Here is a 26064-nt window from a genome sequence, read left to right as displayed (position 1 = left end):
AACGGTTGAAGAATAACACCCATCAGTTTACTCAACAGGATCAAGTAGGTTGACCCGGAAGGAGTGTGGGGTGTCTGGTCGTTCAACTCTAAAAGTTTTGACCATTGCTATTGGCCTGTTGGGTGGCGTTTCCGCCACCGCCTTGACCGGTGCCTCCCTGTCTCCCGCTGATGCTGAAACCATCAGAGAATCGCTGGCGCTTGCCTATTCGAACAATCCCACCTTGAACGCGGCACGTGCGCAGCTTCGTGGTGTGGATGAGAATGTGCCTCAGGCACTGACGGGCTGGCGGCCAACCGTGACAGCATCCGCAGCGGCCGGACGCCTCGCAGCCGGGGCCGACTCGGCGATCGACTATCGCAACAATGCGTCGATCTCGCTGACGATCAGTCAGACCCTGTTCCGCGGCTTCCGGACGATCAATTCCACCCGTCAGGCAGAAGCTGTCGTGCGTGCTCAGCGTGAAAGCCTGATGTCGACGGAGCAGGACACGCTGCTGGATGCGGCAACGTCCTACGTGGATGTGATCAGGGATACGGCTCTGGTATCGCTTCAGCGCAGTGACCTTGCGTTCCTTCAGGAACAGGTAAGAGCCGCACGTGACCGGTTCGACGTAGGTGAGGGCACCCGGACGGACGTCAGCCAGGCGGAAGCTCGCGCTGCCGAAGCCCGCGCCAGCCTCAACACCGCGATGGCCAACCTGAATACAAGCCGCGCCATCTACCGTCAGGTGATCGGCGTTGAGGCACGCAGCCTGTCGGCGGATACGTCGATCAGCCGCTACGTTCCCAAGTCCATTGACGAGGCGATGCAGCTGAGTGAAACACATCAGCCGTTGATCCGTCAGGCGCAACACCTTGTCGATGCCGCCATTTTCAACACCAAGACGATCGAAGGCGAACTTCTGCCGACCGTCACCTTGGATGGCAGCATTTCCAGATCGTGGAACCCGTCTGCAACGACCGACTACAGCGACAATGCGCAGATCTTCGGTAACGTCAGCATTCCGCTCTACCAGGGTGGTGGCGTGTCGTCGCGTGTGCGGCAGGCCAAGGAAGAGCTGGGCCAGACCCGTCTGCAGCTGGATGTGGCGCGCGATCAGATTCGCGCCAACGTCATTTCTGCCTGGGGTAACTACCAGGCGGCAGAAGCTTCCATCGTTGCAGCCCAGGCCGCCGTCGAAGCACAGCAGCTGGCTCTGGAAGGCGTTATTGAAGAGCAGCGCGTCGGTCAGCGCACCACGCTCGACGTTCTTGACGCTCAGCGCGAACTGGTTATACAGCAGTCCAATCTCGTAACAGCGCAGCGCAACCGGATTGTCAGCGGATATCAGCTGGTTGCTTCGATTGGCCGGTTGGACGCTGAATCACTTGGCCTCAATGTTGCCCGCTACAATCCGAAGCAGCATTACGAGGCTGTGCGGGACCAGTGGTTTGGTCTGCGCACTCCGGATGGCCGGTAAGAAACTGGTAACTTATATTCTTCACGATGGCGGCTGACGGTCGAAAGATCTTCAGCCGCTTTTGTTATTCGGCTGAACATCCTGACAAATTTACGAAGGATGACGTGAAACGTCTGGCCGAATTCCACCCTTGATCGGTAATTCCCGACTAAAAAGGGGATAAGGCGATGCTTCGGGGCGCGTTCACTTTGCGCGTTTCTTATTGACCCGCATAATTTCGGTTAACGAATCATTTTGATGGAACAGACTGTTCCTGAGCGTAGCCGGTAAGTACGGGGGAAGTCATGGCGCAGGCGAAGAAGGCTGATGAGCCGTCGATGGAGGAAATCCTCGCGTCGATCCGCCGAATCATATCCGATGAGGACTCCCAGGGAGCCGAAGACGGCGAAAGCGGCAGCAGCGAACCCGTAGAGACACCAGTAGAAGAAGAGGCGGCGGACGATATGGGCAATGCCTCCGAAATGTCCCAGGACGATCTCGACAAGCTGTTCGACATGAGCAGCGACGATGATGAAGACGACCTTCCGGTAGAAGACGACGACGCGGATGACATGGCTGCAGCCATGGCTGCGGATGCCGAAGAGGACGAAGGCGAAGACGTTCTGGAGCTGACCGAGGAATTGGCGATTCCTGACGATGATGCGATGGACATTGTCGAAGGAATGGCAGAGGACCTGGACGGCGACGAAGGAGACATTTCCTTCGCGGCTCCACCTGCTCCTGAATTTGATCCTGAACCGGAACCTGTTTTCGACCCTGAGCCTGTGATGGCCGCTCGGCCGGTGCCTGACGATTTGCCGAATGTGGCGGACGATGCCCCTCTGACATCGCAGAACACCGGTGAAGCCGTTCACGCGGCATTCGACAACCTGTCGAACATGTTTGTTGGCTCCCAGGCGCAGACGGTTGAGGAGCTGGTCAAGGAAATGCTGCGGCCGATGCTGAAGGCATGGCTGGACCAGAACCTGCCCGGAATGGTCGAGCAGATGGTTCAAAAGGAAATTCAGCGCGTGACGCGCCGGCGCTAGGCCGGATTTATCCGACGATTTTCAGTCAGGGGATGTCAGATGGCATCCCCTGAATTCGTTTCTGGCAATCGCTGAGCACATGGTCTGCCATTCGCAGCCTTGGCATGCCTTGCGGATTGAGCCGTTAGCGAACGCATCCCTCAGAAAAGACAGGGTCTGTCGGTCCAAAATGATGGAATTTCCCTTTTCAAGAGGGCGTCCGAGCACCAGTGCAATATCAGCCGCCGCTGTCCGGTCCCTGTTGCGAACGCTTTCATTTCGACAATGGCAACCCGGTTCATCCAACATTGGCTGGCACAAGGTGTCAGGACCTTCTACCAGCTCAATGGGTTCACCTTCATTCAGGCGCTGAACGATTGTGCTGTAATTTTCGACAAAGGCCGGCGTATAGCCTTTGCCCAGATAGGTCAGCATGCAAAGCAGGTGGTGTGGACGGATTGAAACGGTCATGACCCGCTTATCGCAGCAAACGTCATTCAACCCAAGTTCTGATCGGCAGTCAGGACTTCACCTATCAAAAGCGCTACTGGGCAGCAGGTTTGGCCCGCATAGGCGGTTGACTTGCGGCAGCGCATCCGATTTACACGGTGCTTCACGAAAATCGAAATTCATTCTCCCATTGAGTGACCCTGATGCTGGATAAGACCTACGATGCGGCCAGCGTTGAGCCGCGGATTTACGAAACCTGGGAAAAGGCGGAGGCCTTCAAGGCCGGAGCTGGTGCCAAAGAGGGGGCAGCTTCCTTTTCCATCGTAATTCCGCCGCCGAACGTAAACGGTTCGCTGCACATGGGGCATGCTCTCAACAACACGCTTCAGGACATCCTGATCCGCTGGAAGCGCATGCAGGGCTTCGATACTCTTTGGCAGCCGGGCACCGACCATGCGGGGATCGCGCTTCAGATCGCTGTCGAACGACAGATGGCCGAACGCGACGAGCAGAGCCGCACAGAGATCGGCCGCGAGGCATTCGTACAGCGTGCGTGGCGCTACAAGGGAGAAGTCGGCAGCGCGATTATCGCTCAGCTCAAGCGTCTGGGCGCATCATGCGACTGGTCGCGTGAGCGGTTCACCATGGACGAAGGCCTGTCGGAGGCCGTCCGCAAGGTTTTTGTCGACCTCTACAACGAGGGCCTGATCTACAAGTCCAAGCGGCTCGTCAACTGGGATCCGAAGATGGAGACAGCCATTTCGGATCTCGAGGTCGAGAACATCGAAACCGATGGACACATGTGGCACTTCCGCTACCCACTTGCTGGTGGCGCGACCTATGAATACGTCGAGAAAGACGAAGAGGGGAACATCACTCTTCGCGAGACCCGTGACTATATTTCGATTGCCACGACGCGACCGGAAACCATGCTGGGTGACGGTGCCGTCGCCGTTCATCCGGACGATGAGCGTTACAAGCCAATTGTCGGCAAACTCTGCGAAATCCCGGTCGGGCCGAAGGAACATCGCCGTCTGATCCCGATCATCACCGACGAATATCCGGATCCGGATTTCGGCTCGGGGGCGGTCAAGATCACCGGTGCACATGATTTCAACGACTATGGTGTCGCTCAGCGCAACAAGATCCCGATGTACCGCCTGATGGACACCAAGGGTGCGATGCGCGCCGATGGTGCGCCTTATGTCGAAGAGGCCGCCAAGGCCCAGGCGATCATCGATGGCGCGGAGATGACCATTCAAGAGGTCGATCTCATCAACATTGTTCCGGACGATCTGCGCGGTCTCGACAGGTTCGAGGCGCGCAAACGCGTTATTGAACAGATCACGGCGGAAGGTCTGGCAGTTACGGCGCCGGCGGATCATCCGGACGTTGCCTGGATGAAGGGGCAGGCCCCTGAATGGAACACGCTTGGCCGGGCCGTCGTTCGTCCGCTGGAGGAAGGCGCGGAAGCGCCGGAGCGGTTGCCGCTGGTTGAATCCAAGAAGATCATGCAGCCGTTCGGAGACCGCTCCAAGGTCGTCATTGAGCCTATGCTGACGGACCAATGGTTTGTCGATGCCAAGACACTGGCGGCTCCCGCCTTGAAAGCCGTTCAGGACGGCACGACCAAGCTCATTCCCGGCAACGCCGACAAGGTCTATTTCAACTGGCTCAACGACATTCAGCCCTGGTGTATTTCCCGCCAGCTCTGGTGGGGTCATCAGATCCCTGTCTGGTACGATGAAGATGGCAAGGAATACTGCGCGCATTCCGAGGAAGAGGCCGTTGCAATGGCGGGCGGCAGGGCACTGACGCGCGATGAGGACGTCCTGGACACGTGGTTCTCCTCGGCGCTCTGGCCGTTTTCGACGCTTGGTTGGCCACACAAGACGCCGGAACTCGAGCGCTACTACAAGACGGACGTGCTCATCACGGGTCTCGACATCATCTTCTTCTGGGTTGCCCGGATGATGATGCAGGGCATTCATTTCATGGACGAAGTGCCGTTCCACACGGTTTACTTCAACTCGATCGTTGTTGATGGTAAGGGCAAGAAAATGTCCAAGTCGACCGGCAACGTGATCGATCCTCTCGATCTGATCGGCCGTTTCGGCGCCGATGCCACCCGGTTTGCGCTTGCGAGCCAGGAGGTTCAGGCCCGCAGAATGCTTCGGATGTCCGACCAGGCCGCCGAAGGCGGTCAGCGCTTTGCCACCAAACTCTGGAACGCTGCCCGGTTCGCCGAAATGAACGGCTGTGCCCGGATGGAAGGGTTCGACCCGGCAGCAACCAAGCACACGCTCAACCGTTGGATCGCAACGGAAGCAAGCCGCTGTATCGCCGAGGTGACCACGGCACTCGAGGACTTCCGGTTCAACGATGCATCCGGTGCTGCCTATCGGTTCACCTGGAACACGTTCTGCGACTGGTACCTGGAACTCGCAAAGCCGATCTTCAACGGTGATGATGAAGCTGCCAAGGCTGAAACCCGGGCAACGGCAGCATGGGCGTTGGACGAAATCCTGAAGGTCCTGCATCCGATCATGCCGTTCCTGACGGAAGAACTGTGGGAGCGTCTCGGAGACGAAGGCAACGCGCATGATGGCTTGCTGATGCTGACTGCCTGGCCGGAGCCCAAGGTTTCCGATGAGGCTGCGGCTGGTGAGATCAACTGGCTCGTGGATCTGATTTCCGAAATCAGATCGGTTCGCGCGGAAATGAACATTCCGGCAGGTGCGAAGGTCTCCGTGGTCGTCACAGGGGCCAGCGAACAGACCAAGGCTCGGCTCAAGACCCACGAATCTGCCATTCTTCGTCTGGCAAGGGCAGAGACCGTTTCCCTGGCTGATGCAGCTCCCTCCGGAGCGGCCCAGATTATTGTTGGCGAAGCCACGGTCTGTCTGCCACTCGCCGGGGTCATCGACCTTGGTGCAGAAAAGACCCGACTTCAGAAGGAAGCCGGCAAGCTGGAAGGTGAGATCTCGAAGATCGAGAAGAAGCTTTCCAACCCGGCATTCGTTGCCAAGGCCCCCGAAGAGGTTGTTGACGGCGAACGCGAAAAAGTTGCCGAATCCAAGGAAAAGCTGGAGAAGGTCCAGACGGCGCTCGGTCGTCTGGCGGAAATCGGCTAGATCATTTCTCGGCCCGGAACGAGCTTTGTCTTTTCCGGGCCGCAATTCGGTGCTAGCGCCGCATAAAAGAACACACGTATGCTTAGCACCTGAGGAATCGAATTGAAGCTGATGGCGGACCAGTTTGACACGATGAAAGCGGTAAAGCGCCTGGGCGCAGGCCTTGGAATCGCGGCGATGGCGATGGTCATGCCCCTGGTTTCTGCACACGCTCAAAAGATCGAAAACCCGGTCGCCGTCTTTTCGGGCCTCGACAAGATCACCGGACGTATCATCTCCTTCGATGTTTACATTGGTGAAACCGTCCAGTTCGGTGCGCTGCAGGTCACGCCAAGGGTCTGTCACACGCGCCCTCAGACAGAATCGCCTCTCACGACCGGTTTTGTTCAGGTCGATGAAATCACGCTCAACAACGAAGTTCGGCGGATCTATTCCGGCTGGATGTTTGCAGCCAGCCCGGGCCTCCACGCGGTTGAGCACCCCGTGTACGATATCTGGCTGACCGATTGTAAACTTGCCTCAAGCGTTCCGCCGCCAGAAGATTATGCCGGTCCTCCGATTAAAGGCACCGTTGCAGAGGGCGAAGACCCGTTGGCTGGACCTGACGACGGTGTGGATACTGGTCCGGGCGTGCCGCGTCCGAAACCCTTCCAGGGGTAGGCAGAAGTCGGAAAACGGCTTTGGGTCTTATCGCGTAAACCGTTCTGCTCCCCTGGTCGCGAGCCCGGAATAGAGTTCTTGCGACAAAGACAGCCCGCAACCTTCGACCATTCGGCGTGACGTTGTGTTCGTTGCCGCTACCAGTTCATAGACATGTGTCGCGGAAAGTCGTGTCAGTGCAGCGTCCGCCATCAGCGCATTGACGTAAGTGCCGAGCCCTTTACCGCGATGTTCGGGAGCAACGGCAACGAGACCACCCCAGGCATAACTGTGATAGGGGCTGTGATGATTGTGCGGCAGATAGGCGTGGGCACAAGCAGCAAGACTGCCAGCGTCATCCATCAACCCGACGGAAACAACCGCACCATGATCGCCATTCAGGAACGATCCTGAGAACGGAGCGATTCCAGCCGTTGCCATGAATTCCTGGAACGAACGCGTCAGCGGACCCTCTGCGCCGTCAAGCTCTGAAAATGCGCGAATGCCGCCTGGAAGGGCGGTTGAAAGGGTCGGCCTTGTTGCGTCGCGGATCGCATTTGTGTCGCCCACGAAGACATCCCAGGTGTCCAGCCGGTAGCCGTTTTCTGTCAGAGCGTTTTCCAGGTCGGGCTGACGGGCTTTTTCAAGCAGACGAAACCCGAACACGCCATCTTCTGCCAGTACTTCGAAAATGGTGTCGAGCCCCAGGGCATCAGGATCGTCCGTACCGAGCGTGCGTACATTGCAGCAGGCTCCGGGCGTCTTCATGGTCCAGCCGTAACGTTCTTCCGCTCGCTGCTGGAGCTTGATTTGCTGTTCCGTCCCGAAGTAGCCGGCCATCGTGTTCACGCCTCCCGGTTCTCAATCTGGGAAATCAAGGCAGGCAAATACCGGTCTGTCCAGTCTGCTAATTGTTACAGGGACTTGGCGTTTGCTCTCAATTGCGTGCAGGGTACCCTGGAGCGTGTAATTCAAAGCCTGTCTTGGAGGTGGTGAACCCGAGGTTCTCGTAGAACCGATGAGCGTCCTTGTTGGCTGAACCCGACAGCAACATCACCTTGAAACATCCGGCCGAAAACGCCTTGTCGGTGGCAACACGAAGTAGTGCCTTTCCAATTCCGCTCCCCCGCCAGTCGGCATGTGTAACGACATTTTCAACAAGGGCGAATGGTGCGCAGCCACGCGTCAGATTAGGCACGACAATCAGCATGCAGGTCGCAACCAATGTGCCTGCCAGTTCTCCGACAAGCAAATCGACACCTTGTTGCGTCAGGATCTGGTGAAAAGTTTCGAGGCGAAAATCATCATCAGCGGCAATGTCGTTGGAAATCAGTTGGGCATAGAGCGCGCAAAGTCCCTGGAAATCTTCGGACTTTGCCGAGCGGATGACGAGACTGTCTGTTGAGACGGGCATGAGAACCGCAGACGTTCGGACAAATGAAAAGCCCGCCGGGTGGCGGGCTTCGGTGTCGTGTCAGTCGATGTCGACGTAATCGGATGGCGTCAGCCCAAGCCGCCCATCCACATATGTGCCGCAACGCTGCATGAGCTCGTCCATATCGTTTTCGAAGAAATGGTTGGCTCCCGGAATGGTTTCGTGATCGATCACGATGCCTTTCTGGGTTTTCAGCTTGTCGACCAGCGTCTGCACATCCTTCTGCGGAACGACCTTGTCGTTATCACCATGAATGATCAGGCCGGAGGACGGGCAGGGGGCCAGGAAAGAGAAGTCGTGCAGGTTTGCCGGCGGGGCGACCGAGATGAAGCCTTCCACTTCAGGGCGGCGCATCAGAAGCTGCATGCCGATCCAGGCACCGAACGAGAAACCGGCAATCCAGCAGGCGCGGGCGTCGGTGTGTACGGTCTGCACCCAGTCGAGAGCCGCCGCTGCATCGGACAGTTCGCCCTGGCCATGGTCGAAGGAGCCTTGCGACCGGCCGACGCCGCGGAAGTTGAAACGCAGCACTGCAAATCCGCGCCGGGCGAACATGTAGTACATCTGGTAGACGATCTGGTTGTTCATCGTGCCGCCGAATTGCGGATGCAGATGCAGAACCAGGGCAATGGGCGCGTTGCGTTTTCTGGCGGGATGGAACCGGCCCTCAAGCCGGCCGGCGGGACCGTTGAAGATCACCTCAGGCATGAAACGCTATGTCCTTGTCATTTTGTCGCGCAGAAGAAGATCGCGCGGTAATTTGGGCTCACGATACGTGGTTTCCCGTAAGTCTAAACTTGACTCTTTGTCTCCGAGTTTCTAGAACCCTGTTTAGAATTATTCGAAAGTTCGCACCATCCCTCAACAGGCAGACGATGCTCGGTTCGACCGGTTGGGGGCAGTTATCGTCATCATGGCGGAAAAATTCAAGGTTTTTCGCACATGTAGCTGATAGTAAAGCGAAAATTCGATTCTTTGCGAAACTCGAGTTCAAGCGTAAGAGGCGCTATGCAGCAGCAGTCAGCCCCGATCTATCTGGACCACAACGCCGGCGCGCCTTTGCGCGAAACCGCGCGTGAGGTCATGGTCGAGGTGCTGAATGATGCAGGCAACGCATCCTCCGTTCATGCTCACGGCCGCAAGGCGCGTGGACGCATTGAAACTGCACGCGAACAGGTCGCCCGTCTTTGCAACGCCAGGAACCGTGCAGTGACATTTGTGTCCGGCGGAACGGAAGCGAACATGACGGCGCTATCACCGGCCTGGCAAGACCAGGGAGCGCCCGTTTACCTCGACAAGTTGTTCAGGAGCGCTATCGAGCATCCTTCCGTGATGACTGGCGGACGCTTTGCGGTTTCCGATCAGGTGGTCATACCTGTCGACAGCGATGGCCGTGTTGAGCTCGGTGCCCTCGAACTGGCTGTCAAGGACGCCGGGCCAAGCCTCATTTCCGTGATGGCTGCCAACAATGAAACCGGTGTCATCCAGCCTCTGGCCGAAATCGGTGCCATTGCCGAAAGACACGGCCACTTCTTTCACGTCGACGCGGTTCAGGCTGCCGGCCGGATGCCGATCGATCTGGAAAGCTGGAAGGCAGATGTCCTGACGCTGTCTGCTCACAAGTTCGGTGGTCCGCAAGGCATTGGCGCGGTTGTGGTGCGCTCAACGGCTCGGGTTCCAGCGCCTTTGATGGTTGGAGGTGGACAGGAAAACTGGCGCCGTGGCGGCACGGAGAATGTCTCGGCAATCGCTGGCTTCGGTATTGCCAGCAAGGCCGCTCTTGAAGATTCCGCCGATACGCGCCATCTGAGCGATATGAAGGCGAAGCTCGAAGCCGGGCTGTGCGCGATTTGTCCTTCGACAGTTATTTTTGGCGACAAGGCTGAAAGACTGTCCAACACCTGTTGCTTTGCCGTTCCGGGCATTCCGGCAGAAACCGCGCTGATCGCCTTCGATCTCGACCATATCTCGGTTTCATCCGGTTCAGCCTGCTCTTCCGGCAAGGTGTCCGTGTCTCATGTGCTGACAGCCATGGGCGTTCCGGAAGATCTTGCCCGCTGCGCCTTGCGTATCAGCATGGGGTGGAATACCAGCGGCGCCGATATCGACAGGTTCCTTGAGCTGTGGCCGAAAATCGTCGGCAGGCTCAATCCGCAAGCACGTCATCAGGCGGCTTGACGACAAGATTTAGGCAGCTTCGCTGCCAGACATGGCGCAGGTGACAAGGTCCCTGCAGGAAATAACAAAAGCAGGCACGAGGCCTGTTGAATGGAGGCAAGACATGCCAGCTGTACAGGAAACCATCGATACGGTGAAAGCCATCGATGTCGACCAGTATAAATACGGCTTTGTGACCGATATCGAGTCGGAAAAAGGCGCCAAAGGCCTGTCCGAGGAAACCGTTCGCTTTCTGTCGGCGAAAAAGAATGAGCCGGAGTGGATGACCGAATGGCGCCTTGATGCGCTCCGCCGCTTTCAGCAGATGGAAGAGCCGACCTGGGCGCGCGTTTCCTACCCGAAGATCGATCTCGACGACCTCTATTACTGGGCGTCCCCGAAATCCGTCGAAGGCCCGAAAAGCCTGGACGAAGTCGATCCGGAACTGCTGGCGACCTACGAAAAGCTCGGTATTCCGCTGCGCGAGCAGGAAATCCTGGCCGGTGTCGAGCCGAAGAACCGGGTTGCGGTCGATGCTGTGTTTGATTCCGTTTCCGTCGTGACCACGTTCAAGGAAGAGCTGAAGAAAGCCGGTGTCATCTTCTGCTCCATTTCCGAAGCACTGCGCGAATATCCGGATCTGGTGAAGAAATATCTCGGCTCCGTCGTTCCGGTGACCGACAACTACTACGCAACGCTGAATTCGGCTGTCTTCTCGGACGGATCCTTCGTCTATGTTCCCGAGGGCGTCCGTTGCCCGATGGAACTGTCGACGTATTTCCGTATCAACGAACAGAACACCGGTCAGTTCGAACGCACGCTGATCATCGCGGAGAAGGGCGCCTACGTCTCCTATCTGGAAGGGTGCACGGCACCTCAGCGTGACGAGAACCAGCTTCATGCCGCTGTCGTTGAACTGGTGGCCCTGGATGATGCGGAGATCAAATACTCCACAGTCCAGAACTGGTTCCCGGGCGACAAGGACGGCAAGGGCGGCATCTATAATTTCGTCACGAAGCGTGGCGACTGCCGCGGCAAGAATTCCAAGATCTCCTGGACGCAGGTCGAGACCGGTTCGGCGATTACCTGGAAATACCCGTCCTGCATCCTGCGCGGCGAAAATTCGCGTGGTGAGTTCTATTCGATCGCGGTTTCCAACGGCTACCAGCAGGTCGACAGCGGCACAAAGATGATCCACCTGGGCAAGAATTCTTCCAGCCGGATCATTTCCAAGGGCATTTCCGCAGGCAAGTCCCAGAACACTTATCGTGGCCTGGTTTCCGCTCACCGGAAAGCTTCGAATGCGCGCAACTTCACCCAATGTGACTCGCTTCTGATCGGTCAGGACTGCGGTGCTCACACCGTGCCTTACATCGAGAGCAAGAATGCCTCGGCTCAGTTCGAACACGAGGCGACCACCTCGAAGATCTCGGACGATCAGATGTTCTATTGCCTGCAGCGCGGCCTTTCCGAAGAAGAAGCCGTGGCGCTGATCGTCAACGGTTTCGTCAAGGACGTCATCCAGCAGCTGCCGATGGAATTCGCCGTCGAGGCACAGAAGCTGATCTCGATCAGCCTGGAAGGATCCGTGGGCTAGAGGGCCTGCAAAGTTACGAATTGATTTGGGCCTTGAATGCCCGCCGAAATACGAGGAACAATCTCAATGCTTGAGATCAAAAACCTGCATGCCCGCATTGCGGAAGACGAAACAGAGATCCTGCGCGGCATCGATCTGACCATCAATGCAGGCGAAGTACACGCCATCATGGGCCCGAACGGTTCCGGCAAGTCGACGCTGTCCTACATCCTGGCCGGCAAGGACGACTACGAGGTTACCGAAGGCGAGATCCTGTTCAACGGAGAAAACCTTCTTGAGATGGAGCCGGATGAGCGCGCTGCTGCGGGCCTGTTCCTGGCGTTCCAGTACCCGATCGAGATCCCGGGTGTTGCCACCATGGAATTCCTCAAGACGGCGATGAACGCACAGCGCAAGGCGCGTGGTGAGGATACACTGTCTATCCCGGACTTCATGAAGCGCGTGAAGGAGGCTGCCGGCCACCTGAACGTCTCCATGGACATGCTGAAGCGCCCGCTCAATGTGGGCTTCTCGGGTGGCGAGAAGAAGCGTGCGGAAATTCTGCAGATGTCCTTGCTGGAGCCGAAGCTCTGCGTTCTCGACGAGACCGATTCAGGCCTCGACATCGACGCACTCAGGATCGTTTCTGAAGGCGTTAACAAGCTGCGCGGTCCCGATCGCGCCATGGTGGTGATCACCCACTATCAGCGTCTGCTTGACCACATCGTTCCGGATGTTGTCCACGTTCTGTCCAAGGGCCGCATCGTCAAGACCGGCGACAAGGACCTTGCGCTGGAGCTGGAAAAGAACGGTTACGCCGACTACATCGACACGGCCGCCTGAGGGAGCAAAGCGATATGAACGCCAGCGCACCCATCAAACACACCCAGGCCGAAAGCGACCTGCTGGAGCGTTTCGACAACGCGAAAGACGGTTTGGCCGGCTCGGTTGCCGTCAAGGCTCTGCGCGAAGCGGCGCTCGGCCAGATTCGGGACCGGGGACTGCCGCATCGCCGGGTAGAGGAATACAAGTATTCCGACCTGCGCGCCTACATGAAGTCGGCAGCCCCGCTCGCAGGATCGGCTGATGAAGCTGCGGCCAGAAGCCTGATCGAGACACAGGACGGTTTCGGAGATATCGACCGCTACCGTATCGTCGTCGCCAACGGTTCCTATCTTGCCGCGCTTTCCGACGTCGAAGCCCTCGCCAGCGAAGGCGTGACGCTGACAAGTGTTGCCGAAGCCCTTGCCGGCGAAACAGGCACCCAGTTGATTGCGTCGCCAAAGACGGGACCGTCCGACGGTGTCGTTGCCTTGAACACTGCCTTCCTCCAAGGCGGCGTCGTCATGACAGTCGCGGCGGGCGTGGAAGTGTCCAAGCCCGTCGAACTGGTTCAGGTGGCGACTTCCACGGGCGCCCAGGCCGTCCGCAACCGCATCGAACTTGGCGAAGGCGCAAAATTACGTCTTCTGGAAACCTTTGTCGGAGATACCGGTGAAGGGGAACTGAACACGGTGTTTGACTACGATCTCGCCGACAAGGCAGCGCTTGCTGCCACGCGATTGATCGTCGGCAAGACGGACGCCGCGCAGCTGTTCACGACAATCGCAACGCTTGGCGCTGATACCGAGCTGAAATCGCTTGGCTTCATCGCTGGACCGCAGTTCACGCGCAACCAGCAATTCATCAACTTTACCGGTGAAAACTCCGAAGCGAAGATCTACGGCGTGACCATGGCTGGCGGCAAGTCGCTTGCCGACCAGACACTGATCGTCGATCATGCTGTGCCACACTGCAACAGCCGCGAGTTCTTCAAGACCGTGCTGGACGGCGAGGCCAGGGGTGTCTACCAGGGCCGCATCAACGTGGCCCAGCATGCGCAGAAAACCGATGGCGAGATGATGACCCAGGCTCTGCTCCTCTCCGAGGATGCGGAAATGGCGAACAAGCCAGAGCTGGAGATTTTTGCGGACGACGTATTGTGTGCCCATGGTGCGACCAGCGGACAGATAGATGAAGACCTGCTCTTCTACCTTCGTGCCCGTGGCATTCCGGAAGACGAGGCAAAGACCCTTCTGGTACTCGCTTTCCTGTCCGAAGCGATTGAAGAATACGGCGAGGACGATGTGACCGAAGGCCTGGAAGCGCGTGTGCGTGACTGGCTTGCCAATCACTGACATCTGAAGCGAACGGGAATAAGGAGCAGCGCCGCATGACGGTCGCGACCGCAGAAGAAACAACCGGCAACACCGGTTACGACGTCGAAACCATCCGTCGGGATTTTCCGATCCTGTCGCGGGAGGTTTACGGCAAGCCGCTGGTCTATCTGGATAACGGTGCTTCCGCCCAGAAACCCCAGCAGGTGATAGATGCGGTGACCAAGGCTTACTCGGAGGAGTACGCCAACGTTCATCGTGGCCTGCATTTCCTGTCGAATACCGCAACGGACAACTATGAAGCCGCGCGCGAGAAAGTGCGACGTTTCCTGAATGCCGGATCCGTCGATGAGGTGGTTTTCACCAAGTCCACGACCGAAGCGATCAACTTGGTGTCATATGGCCTCGGGCCCGACTATTTTGCCGATGGCGGTGAAATCGTTCTGTCGATCATGGAGCACCACTCCAACATCGTGCCTTGGCATTTCCATCGGGAGCGTCACGGTGCGAAGCTGAAATGGGTCTATGTTCGCGAGGATGGCTCGTTCGATCTTGATGCCTTTGCTGATACCTTGACGGACAAGACAAGACTGGTTGCGCTCACGCACATGTCGAATGTTCTGGGCACGGTCGTTCCGGTGAAGGAAGTTTGCCGGATAGCGCATGAACGGGGCATCCCGGTGCTTGTGGACGGAAGCCAGGCGGCCGTACATCTTCCTGTCGACGTTCAGGATATCGATTGCGACTACTATGTCTTCACTGGACACAAGGTCTATGGCCCGTCGGGCATCGGGGTCTTGTGGGGAAAGCCGGATCGGCTGAAAGCCTTGCGCCCCTTCAATGGCGGCGGCGAGATGATCCTCGACGTGACCGAGGACCTTGTTACCTATAACGAGCCGCCACACAGATTTGAGGCCGGCACGCCACCGATCGTGCAGGCAATCGGTCTTGGCGCGGCTCTCGACTATATGGATGCGATAGGCCGTGAAAACATTGCACGCCACGAAGCTGATCTGAAGGATTATGCCCACCGGAAGCTGCGCGAGATCAATTCGCTGCGGATTTTCGGGGATGCGCCGGACAAGGGCGCAATTGTTTCGTTCGAACTGCAGGGCGCCCACGCGCACGACGTTGCCACGATCATCGACCGGGCAGGGGTAGCCGTGCGGGCAGGGACCCATTGTGCACAGCCGCTCTTGGCAAGATATGGTGTGACCTCTACATGTCGGGCAAGCTTCGGGCTTTACAACACGCGTGCGGAAGTCGACGCGCTGTATGAAGCCCTGTTGAAGGCTCAGAGCTTTTTCGGGTAAGGACGGACCCCATGGAAAACGCTACCACAATCGATACCGGCGCGGACGGCGAAGAGTTGCAGACGGAAGTCTCGGCCAAGAGCGCCATTCCGGCAAATGAACTCGACCAGCTGACCACCGATATCATCGGTGCTCTGAAGACGGTCTACGATCCGGAAATTCCGTGCGACATCTATGAGCTTGGCCTGATCTACAAGGTCGATATCGAGGATGACAGGTCGATCAACATCGACATGACCCTGACGGCCCCTGGCTGCCCTGTGGCTGGCGAAATGCCGGGCTGGGTGGAAAATGCCGTTTCTGCGGTCGCAGGGGTAGGGCCGGTCAACGTCGATATGGTCTTCGACCCTCCCTGGACACCTGATCGCATGTCTGACGAAGCGAAGGTTGCGCTCAACTGGTATTGAGCTTCAAGCCTTTAATCGGATAAGCTGAAACCCCATATCAGGTTTAGCATTCGCTGCACTGAACGAGGATCATATGGCTTCCGCCGCTAAATTCCAGGTGATGACCCTGACTGACGCCGCCGCCGAGCGCGTGAAGGAACTTGTCGAGAACTCCGACAAGAATGCCATCGGCTTGCGTGTCGGTATCAAGAAGGGCGGCTGTGCCGGTATGGAATACACCATGGAAATGGTGGATGCGGCGCGGCCAGGTGATGATGCCGTTGAAGACAAGGGGGCGAAACTCTTCGTGGATCCTTCTGCCGTGCTCTTTCTGCTCGGCACGGAAATGGACTTCGAAGTGACGAAGTTCCGTTCAGGCTTCATCTTCAAGAACCCGAATGAAGTGTCCGCCTGTGGCTGTGGGGAATCCGTTTCGCTTCAGGCTGCGGACCTGAATGCCCTGGCACGCTGATCGCGCCTTTCTATCTATTCGATGAGAGTTTCATGAGCCTTTTCGAGCGGCTGAAGGCCGACGCCGGCCCGCAATGGTCTGACTACACCCGTCATGCATTTGTTCAGCAGCTTGGCGCGGGAACGCTGCCGTTATCTTGTTTCAAGCACTACCTGGTTCAGGACTATCTGTTTCTCATCCAGTTCGCCCGCGCTTATGCGCTTGGCGTCTACAAAAGCCCGTCAGTCGCCGACATGCGTCAGTCACTGGACGGGGTAAAGGCGATTCTGGATGATGAACTCGATCTGCATGTCGAGATGTGCCGCAGTTGGGGCATGGAGCGTGACATGATCGAGCAGGCACCAGAAGACACGCCCACAATGGCTTATACGCGCTTTGTGCTCGATGCCGGAATGGCTGGTGATCTCCTGGACCTTCAGGCAGCTCTTGCACCTTGCGTAATTGGTTATGCGGAAATTGGAGCCAGGCTGGCCGCGGAAGGTTGCGACACCGATGGCAATCCCTACGCACGCTGGATCCGGGAATACGCCAGCGAAGGCTATCAGGAACTCGCAAAGGGCTTTGTCGCCTGGCTCGACGGTACTGCAGGCCAGACGTTGACGGAGCACCGCTATCCGCGCGTCCTGTCCATTTTTGAGAAGGCCTGCCGCTTGGAAAGTGATTTCTGGCAAATGGGGCTGAATGCAAAAGACTGAGACAGTTTTCTGCTCAGCCCCTGTTTTCCGATGGATTTTGAGACTCGATACTTGATCGGGGACAATGCCTTGGATCAGGCAACGTCTTCCCGCTGATCCACTCCTGCAAGATCCTTTTCAGTCTTCACAAGGTTTCGACCGGCATCTTTTGCAAGGTAGAGCGCTTCGTCCGCGCGCGAAACGATGGAATGGACCGTATCGATGTTCTCGTAGGTCGCGATGCCGACAGAGATGGTCACACGGCCGAGATTTTCTCCCGTTGAACGTTTCACGAGTTCTTTGGACATCACCGCATTTCGGATGTTCTCGCCAATTTCGGCAGCATCTTCGAGCCCGACATGTGGCAGAATGATCGCAAATTCCTCACCGCCATACCGGCAGGCGATGTCCTGTGCCTTGATGTTCTGTTTAACCGCAAGTGCGACAAGTCGCAGAACCTGGTCGCCAGTCTGGTGGCCATAGGTGTCGTTGAACTTCTTGAAGTGATCGATATCGGTCATCAGCAAGGAGAAGCCACGACCGCTCTCCTTTGATTGATCGATGACCCGTTCAATCGAGTTCTCGAAGTGTTTGCGATTGTTGAGTGTTGTCAGCTCGTCCGTGAGGGATTCGTAGCGGATCGCTTCCAGTGACGACTGCAGGTTCTCAATGTGTTTCTTGGACTCAAGCAGCTGGCTCTCCAGCTTGCGGTTGGACGCAACTGCATTCTGGGTCGATTTCACCAGATGTGTGACGTAGTTCTGTAATTTCTCCGGATCGGAAACTGACCTGATCTTTTCGCCTGCCTGCTCGAGCGCGGTGCCATAATCGGACGTGGCATCGGCACTCAGCTTTAGCGTGTCGACCAGTTCTTCAACTTCCCGGGAAACCTTGGAGCCAACTTCATCCAGGCGATCACCGAGCCGTGTCGGCGACAGGAAGCGACCGTAAAGGGTCAGCATCTCGTCGGTGCTGATCCTGCCGTTGGATTTTATGGATTCATTGACGGCCCTGTTCAGGCCTTGATTGTATCCAGCCGCGTAAGTGTACCAAAGCTCGTAAGAACGAGGGTAGGCTGGCAGCACATTCTTCTTGATGTAACTGATCGCGGACTCTCCATACTGGATAGTCCGCTTATGGTCGTCTTCATCCGCCATCAAGTTTCTCTCACCCATGCCTTGCGAATCCGCCCCACACGGACACAAGAACTAGGTTTTAAACTCGGCTGGAAGGTTTAAGGAGCCGTTAAGCTTAAAGCAAAACCTGGAGAGAATTCGGCGTTACGAGGCCTTTTTAGGCCGAGGCTCACGCAGAAGAAACGCAGGAATGTGAACGCCAGCACCGAAGGCAGGTTCCAGTTTATCGTTTCTGGAGCGCTTGCCAGTCTGCCGTTGCGGCAGGTTTGAGATCGGTGTCGGGTTCAGCATTTCCGGGAGTTCCTCCATCTGCTCTTCCACGACTTCGCGTGGCTTGCTCTGCGACCGGCGACGATTGGAAGGCTTGGGTTGTTCTGCAGCCTCGTTGTCGTTGCTCGACCGTGCGTTCCTGGAAGGCTTGCCGGCCTTGCGGCGTGCCTTGCGTTCCTGAGCTGCAGCTTCGAAGTCTATCGCATCGCCCAGCCAGTCGATGTCCTTCTTGATCAATGTCTGAATGGCATCGAGGTATTTCTGGTCTTCACCGGTTACGAGCGTGAAGGCTGTGCCCTTGCGTCCGGCGCGGCCCGTCCGGCCAATCCGGTGGACATAGTCTTCGGCATTACTCGGAACATCGAAGTTGAAGACGTGGCTGACCTCGGGAATATCGAGGCCACGCGCGGCAACGTCACTCGCGACAAGGAGCTTGATCGTTCCCTTCCGGAAATTGTCCAGCATCATCATACGTGTACGCTGGTCCATGTCGCCATGGAGAGCGCCGACGTTGTATTCATGACGCTCCAGAGACCGGTAAAGCGTCGTCACGTCCCGTTTGCGGTTGCAGAAGACAATCGCATTCTTGAGGTCTTCAGCACCTTCCAGCAGTTCGCGCAGGGCTGCGCGCTTTTCGTAGTCCTTGGACTCGGCTGCCTTCAGAAACTGAGCGACGTTTTCAGCCGTCGACGAGGTCGGAGCGACTTCGATACGGGCCGGGTTCTGCAGGAACGTTTCGGTCAGACGCTGGATTTCCGGTGGCATCGTCGCCGAGAAGAAAAGAGTCTGACGAGTGAACGGGATCAGTTTGCAGATCCGCTCGATATCCGGAATGAAGCCCATGTCGAGCATACGATCGGCTTCGTCGATGACGAGAATTTCAACGCCCTGCAACAACAGTTTGCCGCGCTCGAAGTGATCAAGCAGACGGCCAGGCGTCGCGATCAGAACATCTGTGCCACGGTCGAGCTTCTTGTCCTGGTCGGAAAAGGAGACGCCGCCGATCAGCAGGGCGACATTGAGTTTATGGTTGGTGCCGTATTTGGCGAAATTCTCTTCAACCTGCGCAGCGAGTTCGCGCGTCGGTTCCAGGATGAGCGTACGCGGCATCCGCGCACGAGCGCGGCCCTTTTCGAGCAGCGTCAGCATGGGCAGTGTGAAACTTGCGGTCTTGCCGGTTCCGGTCTGGGCAATGCCAAGGATGTCGCGGCGCTCAAGCACCTGCGGAATGGCTCCCGACTGGATTGCCGTGGGTTCCTTATAACCTGCTGCTTCAACTGCAGCGAGGACCTTCTCGCTAAGACCGAGAGTATTAAATGCCATGGAGCGCTTTGCCCGAATGTTGTGATTGTTAATCGGCGGCGCCGTGGGAACCGCCGGTGCCAATGTGCGCACACCCTACATTCATGCGCTCAGGTGTCAATGCGCTTGAGAGGTAAAATCTCAAGAAAATCGAGTAATTCCGAGTACGATTTGCCATCTCAGTTAATAGTGCAACCAAGTTGGTTCATGAAATCGGCTGGAAAATCAGTATGCGTTGCCCAAAATGCAGGCGCAAACGAAGGTATGTGTTTCCGAAAGTATCGCTTCAGCCGGTATTCGATACGTAAAATTGCGCAGCGTCAGGCAGAAAGAGCCGCCGGTTTGTAGAACAGGTCGTAGTCTGACTTGTAGCGCCGCCGCAGCTGCTGAACCAGGCTGTCTTCGGTAAAGGACAGCAGCGTGTCCCTGCCGACAAAATTGTCCACGTGATACGCGACAGGAGATTTCGTGCGGAACCTGAGAGAGCTTTCCGAAAGAAAAGTTGCGAATGACTGGTCGAAATCTTCAAGCTGCAAGATCAGATCGGCCGTCAACATACCTTTGTAGGTGAGGGCAGCTGTCTGGCTGCGAAACAGATTGTCTGCTTCCAGGTCCGAGATCGACGCTACGTGTGACACGAACTCCTGAGGTGTCATGTCCTGATTGAACTGGCGCTCTTCATAGTAGGCAGGAAGCGGATCGGCACTCAGGATGACTTTCTCATAACAGTAGGCCAACCGATGCATCGGATCCTGGACCCAGGCCGCGACTTTCATTTCGGGATGCCGCCGCTTGAGTTCGCGTGCTGTCAGTAACTCCACATTCCCATGGAAGAGCAGCCGTTCCGTGGCGGCGGTCCGAAGATCAAAACCGGAAAGGGCCTTGAGCTTGTCGGTACCGGCAAGGCAATGAAGAACCGGGCGCAGAAGTTGAAAAGCAGGTTCTGCGATACGGGCAAAGGCGATCTTGTGCTTGGGAAAAGCCAGGAAGACATGATTTCGCAAGGGGCGAAGCCGTCTGTCCAGTATCGAATACATCCGGTTTAACATGCTACGTTTCCGACCGGTCAAATAGGCAGTGCGGGCAAAAATATACGCCCGCCCAACCTCTTCAAAAAAAGATATAGATCAAAATACCTGCTGTTGCGGCTAAATATCAAGATCCTCAGCGAATTCAGCGTTGTCCTGAATGAACCGGAAGCGCGCTTCCGGCTTGTTGCCCATCAGCCGTTCAACGGTGTCGTTGGTGTCTGTTACAGCTTCTTCTTCGACAACGACCTTCAGCATGGTCCGCTTGGACGGATCCATCGTCGTTTCCTTCAGCTGAGCCGGCAACATTTCACCCAAACCCTTGAAACGGCCGATTTCCACCTTGGATTTACCCTTGAAGACGGTCTCCATCAATTCGTCTTTATGGGCATCGTCGCGTGCATAGAGGGTCTTCCCCCCCTGGCTGAGACGATAGAGTGGTGGCACGGCCAGGAAGAGATGGCCGCCACGGATTAGCTCCGGCATTTCGCGGTAAAAGAAAGTAATCAAAAGTGATGCAATGTGGGCGCCGTCGACGTCAGCATCCGTCATGATGACGATCTTCTCGTACCGCAGGTCACTTTCCCGGTATTGGGAGCGCGTGCCGCAGCCAAGGGCCTGGATGAGATCGGCAAGCTGCTGGTTGGCGACGAGTTTGTCGCGGCCGGCGTTTGCGACGTTCAGGATCTTGCCGCGCAACGGCAAGACGGCCTGGTTGGAACGGTTGCGCGCCTGTTTGGCCGAGCCACCTGCCGAGTCACCCTCCACGATGAAGAGTTCGGTGCCATCGGACTGGTTTGCCGAGCAGTCGGCAAGTTTGCCCGGGAGGCGCAGCTTGCGCACGGCTGTCTTGCGGGCGACGTCTTTTTCCTGGCGACGGCGCAAGCGCTCATCCGCGCGATCGATCACCCACTCCAGAAGCTTGTTTGCCTGGTTGGGGGAGGCTGTCAGCCAATGGTCAAATGCATCACGCACAGCAGTCTCTGCAATGCGCGTGGCTTCGTTGGTCGCCAGTTTGTCTTTGGTCTGGCCGACGAATTCAGGCTCACGGATGAAGACGGACAGCATTCCGCCGGCTGATGTCATCACATCATCGCCGGTGATGATGGATGCCTTCTTGTTGTTTGTCAGTTCGCCATATGCCTTGAGGCCGCGCAGCAGGGCATATCGGAAACCCGCTTCGTGAGTTCCGCCTTCCGGTGTCGGCACGGTGTTGCAGTAGGAACTGACAAAGCCGTCGCCGGCAAACCAGCTCACGGCCCATTCCACGGACCCGTGTTTGCCGGCGTTGTCGGTGCGGCCGAAGAACACGTCGTCGACGACACGGCGTTCCTTGGTCAGTCTCTCGTTGAGAAAGTCGCGAAGACCGCCGGGGAAGTGAAACACGGCCTCAGCCGGTGTCTCGTCCTTTTCAGACAGCAATTCAGGTGCGCAGTGCCAGCGGATCTCGACACCGCCAAAAAGATAGGCCTTGGACCGAGCCATCTTCAAAAGGCGCGCCGGGACAAATTTGGCGCCTTTGCCGAAGATTTGATCGTCTGGTTTGAAGCTGACCTGGGTCCCGCGTCTGTTCTGGGTATCGCCAACCAGCTGGAGAGGACCCTGGGCGTGACCGCGGCGGAAAATCTGGCGATAGAGCTTGCGGCTGCGTGCGACCTCTACAATCAGTTCCTCTGACAGCGCATTGACCACGGAAATGCCGACACCGTGCAGACCGCCAGAGGTCTCATAGACCTTGCTGTCGAACTTGCCGCCCGCATGCAGCGTCGTCATGATCACTTCGAGTGCGGACTTGTCCTTGAACTTCGGGTGAGGGTCGACAGGAATACCGCGGCCGTTGTCGGTGATCGTCAGATAGCCATCGCTGGAAAGCGACACGTCGATCCACGTCGCATGGCCGGCAACCGCCTCATCCATGGAGTTATCGATCACTTCGGCAAAGAGGTGATGCAACGCCTTTTCGTCAGTGCCGCCGATATACATGCCTGGCCGGCGCCGAACCGGCTCGAGCCCTTCTAGAACCTCGATGTCGGCCGCTGAATAATCGTCGCTGACCGCGACAGGCGCAACGGGACGCGGCTTTTGCGGAGCTGGGGCGGGCTCATCTCGTATCATTGGGGCAGAGACCGCCGCGTTGCCTGCAAACAGATCGTCTTTTGCGCTCATTCCGTATCGCCTGATGGGTCTTGGGTCATAGTTTCTACAAACTCAGCGCTGTTACCTACACCGAATCATGTCTCAGTTTGAAGGACAAAGATAGAACGGCAAAGGTAATTGGCCAAAAGCCCCCGTTTTCAACAGCCAGGGGCCCAAAAAACCGATCTGGAAACACATCATCAACCCGCCTGTGTTGAAATAAGGGTCTTGAATGGGAGAGGGGCGGTCACAATATGTGCCAATTCCGCAACAGTTACTGACAGAGTCATTTGCAGGGCCCCGGTTTGCCGCCGTTGCCCCTGTTCGGCCATGTTTGCCCGTCACCCGTTACGCTAATGTCTGGGACGACCAGATCGGGATCAACTCCTGAAGTGGTTCACAGCCCGGACAAAAGTGTCAGGAAATGGTCTTATTTCGGCGTCGTATGGCCCAACTTAAGACGAAATGATCGGCCAATTTAGGCCACTCCGAAACAGTGGGTCCCGCAGGCATATGCTTTTGGGACCAAAGAGACAGCAAATGCGCTTGGCGCGGACAAAAAACAAGAAAGTCCGTCGGGGATCTGTTTCGTTGCCGACGGATAATAGTGTGACTGGGATGCCTAAGAACAGCACAAAGCTTCAACGCATGGGAAGAGCCGGAACCGTGCTCGGTGCGTTGATCCTGATCGGCCTGACAGGGCCCGTGGCCGCCTTTGACGGTCAGCCGGCGCCTGCACGGGCGATCGGTCCGAACGATCTTTCCCCGTCTGAAGCACTGCGGGCCGGTGCCCGCCAATATTATTCCGGCGACAAGGCCGCTGCGCTTGGGTCGCTGCAGTATGCCGCCGAAAACGGTCAGCCCATGGCCGCCTGGAAGCTGGGCGAAATGTATGCCTCGGGCGACGGCGTCAAGGAAGACGACCTCAAGGCGTTTGAATATTACAGTCAGATCGTTCGTGAGCACGGGGAAGATCGACCCGATGCACCGGATGCTCCCTTCGTCTCAAGCGCCTTCGTTGCGCTCGGTTCCTACTATCTGAACGGCATCGACGGCGCTGTGCCCAAGAATGAATCACGTGCCCGTCAGATCTTCACGCATGCCGCCTCCTATTTCGGCGATGCCGATGCCCAGTATGAACTTGGCCGCATGTACCAGGAAAACAACAGCCGCATGGCCGTTCGTTGGTACAATCTTGCCGCGCTCAAGGGACATGTGGGTGCCCAGGCACGCCTTGGTGAAACGCTCTATGCACTCGGTACGTCGGACAAGAAAAAAGCTCGCGGCCTGATGTGGATGACCGTTGCCCGGGAACAGGCAAAGGGGACGGATGCCAGCTGGATCCATTCCATGCACGAGCAGTATTTCGCGGTTTCGCCCGAGCCTGTCAGGCAGATGGCCAGATCAATGGCTGACGGATGGTTGAAGCAAAATCGCCCGGACGTGCTCACCGCACAGCAGTTGCCCGCACAATAACCTCAAGATCGTAAAGCCCGATCTGAACACCAGGTGCGTGTGATCGGCTGCAATGGCTTTCGCACAAGCCATGTCATCTCTGCTCAGGTTCGAAGCAGGAGCGTGCCAGGGTTTCAGAAAATCTGCATTATCTGGCGAGTGATCTTCAACCTGACGGATGAGCTGGTGTTGTGGGACGCTTGGTCGTGAATTTATCGATCGCAGGGCTTTGAATTTGGGTCAGTGGGCAAGGCGCGTTGCTGATCTGCCAGGACGTGTTGTTCAGCACCATTTCACATGTCGCCATTCGCAGCCCGGATGGGCTCTTCAGGCAGATAGATTCACCTACGCCGTATTTCTCGCCCTGGTATCGGCAGGTACAAGAGACGTCTTGCGCCCGAGCCGCGCTGCCTGACCCAAGAACAAGACCGAAAATCAGTCCGGAAAACAACCATGCGGTGACAGTAAAGACCGAACGACCGGCAATCGAAGTCGTTACCGGTATGTCTGTTCCGCATGTCGCCGTCGCGGATGTTGGTCGGCTGAGCGTCATCCCATGATGAAAAAAGCTTACCATGACGTCAGCCGACTGCAAGCCCGGTTTCCAGGCACGCACCGCGCTTCACGCCTGCATCAGCAATGGAGCTGGATTTCTGGAGGCAGTTTCAGTCTCAAGCAGCCAGCTTCACCCAAACTGGCACATGATCCGACGGCTTTTCCCAGCCGCGCACATGCTTGTCGATACCGCAGCCTGAGAACCGGTCTGTTGCTTGCGGAGACATCAGAATATGATCGATCCGAATGCCATTGTTCTTTTGCCAGGCACCTGCCTGATAGTCCCAGAACGTGAAGGTTTCCGGCGCTTCGCTGCAGGACCGGACTGCTTCGGTCAAGCCGAGGTGGGTGAGGGCACGGAAGCGTTGCCGGCTCTCAGGCTGAAAGAGAGCGTCTTCCAGCCAGTTCTGCGGGTTCTTGGCATCCACGGGATCGGGGATCACATTGTAGTCTCCCAGCAGCAGGAATGGCGTTTCCTCTGAAAGACGCATTTGAGCATGCGCAATCAAGCGGTCCATCCACTCGAGCTTGTACGGAAACTTTTCTGTTCCCAGCGGATTGCCGTTGGGAAGATAGAGACAGCCGATTCGAACCTGGCCGCTTTCCGTCGACAGACTGCCTTCAATATAACGGGCCTGTTCGTCCGCATCGTTTCCCGGCAAGCCGCGCTGAATATCAGTCAGCGGCGTCTTGGACAGAAGCGCCACGCCGTTGAAACCCTTTTGGCCGTGCGTTTCGACGGCGTAACCGAGGTCTTCAAACGGTTGACGGGGAAAGTTCTCGTCGACGGACTTGATTTCCTGAAGGCAGGCGACATCCGGAGACGCTTCCTTGAGCCACTCCAGGACAGTGTCGATACGTGCCTTGACGCCGTTTATGTTCCAGGTCGCAATTTTCATGAGCGCGGTTGCCTCAATTGTTCGAAACTGCCGGGGCAACCGGCGTCAATGCGGTATCGCAACAGTGTCAGATCGTGAAACTGGTGCCGCAGCCACATCCGGCGACCGCATTCGGGTTGTTGATCTGAAAAGATTGGCCAATCAGATCATCGACGAAATCGATTTCCGATCCGCTCATATATTGAAGGGAAATGGAATCGATCAGAACCGTTGCCCCCGGCTTTTCGATCACCAGGTCGTCGTCTTCGCGGCTGTCGACCACGTCATATTTGTACTGCAGTCCGGAACATCCGCCACCTTCCACGCTGACACGCAGCATGCTGCCGCCCGGTTCCTTCGACAAAATCGATGCAATGCGCTTGGCAGCGCGGTCGCTGACTGTTACGCCAATTTCAAGTGTTTCGGTCATCTTTCACCGACTC

Annotated in this window: 23 protein-coding genes; 13 read left to right on the top strand and 10 right to left on the bottom strand. The window is 57.0% G+C overall.

All coding sequences use genetic code 11. The annotated features are described in order from the left end of the window. The first annotated feature begins 70 nt into the window (after positions 1-70). Entirely contained in the window at positions 71-1462 is a 1392-nt protein-coding gene (locus HCG46_RS17135) for a TolC family outer membrane protein (protein WP_228148040.1), read from the top strand. A gap of 284 nt (positions 1463-1746) precedes the next feature. Next, positions 1747-2490 carry a DUF2497 domain-containing protein gene (locus tag HCG46_RS17130; protein WP_022998753.1) on the top strand — a complete coding sequence of 248 codons (744 nt, stop codon included), beginning with the start codon at positions 1747-1749 and terminating at the stop codon, positions 2488-2490. Positions 2491-2511: 21 nt separating this feature from the next. On the opposite strand, the gene HCG46_RS17125 is transcribed toward HCG46_RS17130, so the two are convergent. Continuing rightward, complete coding sequence (locus tag HCG46_RS17125; protein ID WP_168686891.1) at positions 2512-2940, bottom strand: DUF1284 domain-containing protein; 429 nt, start codon at positions 2938-2940, stop codon at positions 2512-2514. Between the two features lie 182 nt (positions 2941-3122). Here HCG46_RS17125 and HCG46_RS17120 point away from each other — a divergent pair, with 182 nt between their 5' ends. Continuing rightward, complete coding sequence (locus HCG46_RS17120; RefSeq protein ID WP_168686890.1) at positions 3123-6053, top strand: valine--tRNA ligase; 2931 nt, start codon at positions 3123-3125, stop codon at positions 6051-6053. Positions 6054-6230: 177 nt separating this feature from the next. Next, entirely contained in the window at positions 6231-6713 is a 483-nt protein-coding gene (locus HCG46_RS17115; protein ID WP_168687199.1) for a DUF2155 domain-containing protein, read from the top strand. A gap of 27 nt (positions 6714-6740) precedes the next feature. On the opposite strand, the gene HCG46_RS17110 is transcribed toward HCG46_RS17115, so the two are convergent. From HCG46_RS17110 to HCG46_RS17100, 3 genes are all read right to left on the bottom strand, one after another. Next, on the bottom strand, positions 6741-7532 hold the full coding sequence (locus HCG46_RS17110) for a GNAT family N-acetyltransferase (RefSeq protein ID WP_152506600.1): 792 nt from the start codon (positions 7530-7532) through the stop codon (positions 6741-6743). 97 nt (positions 7533-7629) lie between these two features. Then, positions 7630-8106 carry a GNAT family N-acetyltransferase gene (locus tag HCG46_RS17105; RefSeq protein WP_168686889.1) on the bottom strand — a complete coding sequence of 159 codons (477 nt, stop codon included), beginning with the start codon at positions 8104-8106 and terminating at the stop codon, positions 7630-7632. 60 nt (positions 8107-8166) lie between these two features. Next, on the bottom strand, positions 8167-8835 hold the full coding sequence (locus HCG46_RS17100) for an alpha/beta hydrolase (protein WP_022998747.1): 669 nt from the start codon (positions 8833-8835) through the stop codon (positions 8167-8169). A 300-nt stretch (positions 8836-9135) separates the two neighbouring features. Between HCG46_RS17100 and HCG46_RS17095 the strand changes: the two genes are divergently transcribed. The 8 genes from HCG46_RS17095 to tenA all read left to right on the top strand — a co-directional run bounded on the left by HCG46_RS17095 (position 9136) and on the right by tenA (position 16882). Then, positions 9136-10305: a cysteine desulfurase family protein gene (locus tag HCG46_RS17095; RefSeq protein ID WP_168686888.1), complete on the top strand. Its 1170-nt coding sequence runs from the start codon at positions 9136-9138 to the stop codon at positions 10303-10305. 103 nt (positions 10306-10408) lie between these two features. Next, a complete protein-coding gene (gene sufB, locus HCG46_RS17090) occupies positions 10409-11881 on the top strand; it encodes a Fe-S cluster assembly protein SufB (protein WP_031268546.1) in 1473 nt (490 codons plus the stop codon). Positions 11882-11947: 66 nt separating this feature from the next. Then, complete coding sequence (gene sufC, locus HCG46_RS17085) at positions 11948-12703, top strand: Fe-S cluster assembly ATPase SufC (protein WP_006933229.1); 756 nt, start codon at positions 11948-11950, stop codon at positions 12701-12703. Between the two features lie 14 nt (positions 12704-12717). Beyond that, positions 12718-14037, top strand: a complete 1320-nt coding sequence (locus tag HCG46_RS17080; RefSeq protein ID WP_168686887.1) for a SufD family Fe-S cluster assembly protein — start codon at positions 12718-12720, stop codon at positions 14035-14037. A gap of 35 nt (positions 14038-14072) precedes the next feature. Then, positions 14073-15329 carry a cysteine desulfurase gene (locus tag HCG46_RS17075; RefSeq protein WP_075283955.1) on the top strand — a complete coding sequence of 419 codons (1257 nt, stop codon included), beginning with the start codon at positions 14073-14075 and terminating at the stop codon, positions 15327-15329. A gap of 11 nt (positions 15330-15340) precedes the next feature. Then, positions 15341-15736, top strand: coding sequence for an SUF system Fe-S cluster assembly protein (locus HCG46_RS17070; protein WP_006933232.1), 396 nt, complete (start codon positions 15341-15343; stop codon positions 15734-15736). Between the two features lie 73 nt (positions 15737-15809). Beyond that, positions 15810-16187 carry a Fe-S cluster assembly scaffold SufA gene (gene sufA, locus HCG46_RS17065; RefSeq protein WP_022998742.1) on the top strand — a complete coding sequence of 126 codons (378 nt, stop codon included), beginning with the start codon at positions 15810-15812 and terminating at the stop codon, positions 16185-16187. A 32-nt stretch (positions 16188-16219) separates the two neighbouring features. Continuing rightward, complete coding sequence (gene tenA / locus HCG46_RS17060) at positions 16220-16882, top strand: thiaminase II (protein WP_022998741.1); 663 nt, start codon at positions 16220-16222, stop codon at positions 16880-16882. A 74-nt stretch (positions 16883-16956) separates the two neighbouring features. On the opposite strand, the gene HCG46_RS17055 is transcribed toward tenA, so the two are convergent. The 4 genes from HCG46_RS17055 to parE form a co-directional block, all read right to left on the bottom strand. Continuing rightward, positions 16957-18036 (bottom strand): GGDEF domain-containing protein, encoded by a 1080-nt coding sequence (locus HCG46_RS17055; protein ID WP_208984159.1) that lies wholly within the window; start codon positions 18034-18036, stop codon positions 16957-16959. Positions 18037-18141: 105 nt separating this feature from the next. Then, entirely contained in the window at positions 18142-19590 is a 1449-nt protein-coding gene (locus HCG46_RS17050; RefSeq protein ID WP_168686886.1) for a DEAD/DEAH box helicase, read from the bottom strand. A 299-nt stretch (positions 19591-19889) separates the two neighbouring features. Beyond that, a complete protein-coding gene (locus tag HCG46_RS17045; RefSeq protein ID WP_139314249.1) occupies positions 19890-20618 on the bottom strand; it encodes a sulfotransferase family 2 domain-containing protein in 729 nt (242 codons plus the stop codon). Between the two features lie 99 nt (positions 20619-20717). Further along, the gene (gene parE / locus HCG46_RS17040) at positions 20718-22763 is read right to left on the bottom strand and encodes a DNA topoisomerase IV subunit B (RefSeq protein ID WP_168686885.1); all 2046 of its coding nucleotides are present in this window, start codon (positions 22761-22763) and stop codon (positions 20718-20720) included. A gap of 588 nt (positions 22764-23351) precedes the next feature. On the opposite strand from parE, the gene HCG46_RS17035 reads away from it, so the two are divergent. After that, positions 23352-24209 carry a tetratricopeptide repeat protein gene (locus tag HCG46_RS17035; RefSeq protein WP_173013998.1) on the top strand — a complete coding sequence of 286 codons (858 nt, stop codon included), beginning with the start codon at positions 23352-23354 and terminating at the stop codon, positions 24207-24209. A 650-nt stretch (positions 24210-24859) separates the two neighbouring features. On the opposite strand, the gene xth is transcribed toward HCG46_RS17035, so the two are convergent. Together xth and erpA are read right to left on the bottom strand one after the other, a co-directional pair. After that, positions 24860-25642, bottom strand: a complete 783-nt coding sequence (gene xth, locus HCG46_RS17030; protein ID WP_168686884.1) for an exodeoxyribonuclease III — start codon at positions 25640-25642, stop codon at positions 24860-24862. Positions 25643-25709: 67 nt separating this feature from the next. Then, positions 25710-26051, bottom strand: coding sequence for an iron-sulfur cluster insertion protein ErpA (gene erpA / locus HCG46_RS17025; RefSeq protein WP_022998733.1), 342 nt, complete (start codon positions 26049-26051; stop codon positions 25710-25712). Between the last annotated feature and the right edge of the window lie 13 nt (positions 26052-26064).

The organism is Labrenzia sp. PO1 (assembly GCF_012273635.1).
GTDB classification, from domain to species: domain Bacteria; phylum Pseudomonadota; class Alphaproteobacteria; order Rhizobiales; family Stappiaceae; genus Roseibium; species Roseibium algicola.
Note: the sequence above shows the minus strand (reverse complement) of the source record. Positions and strands in the feature narration are given on the sequence as shown.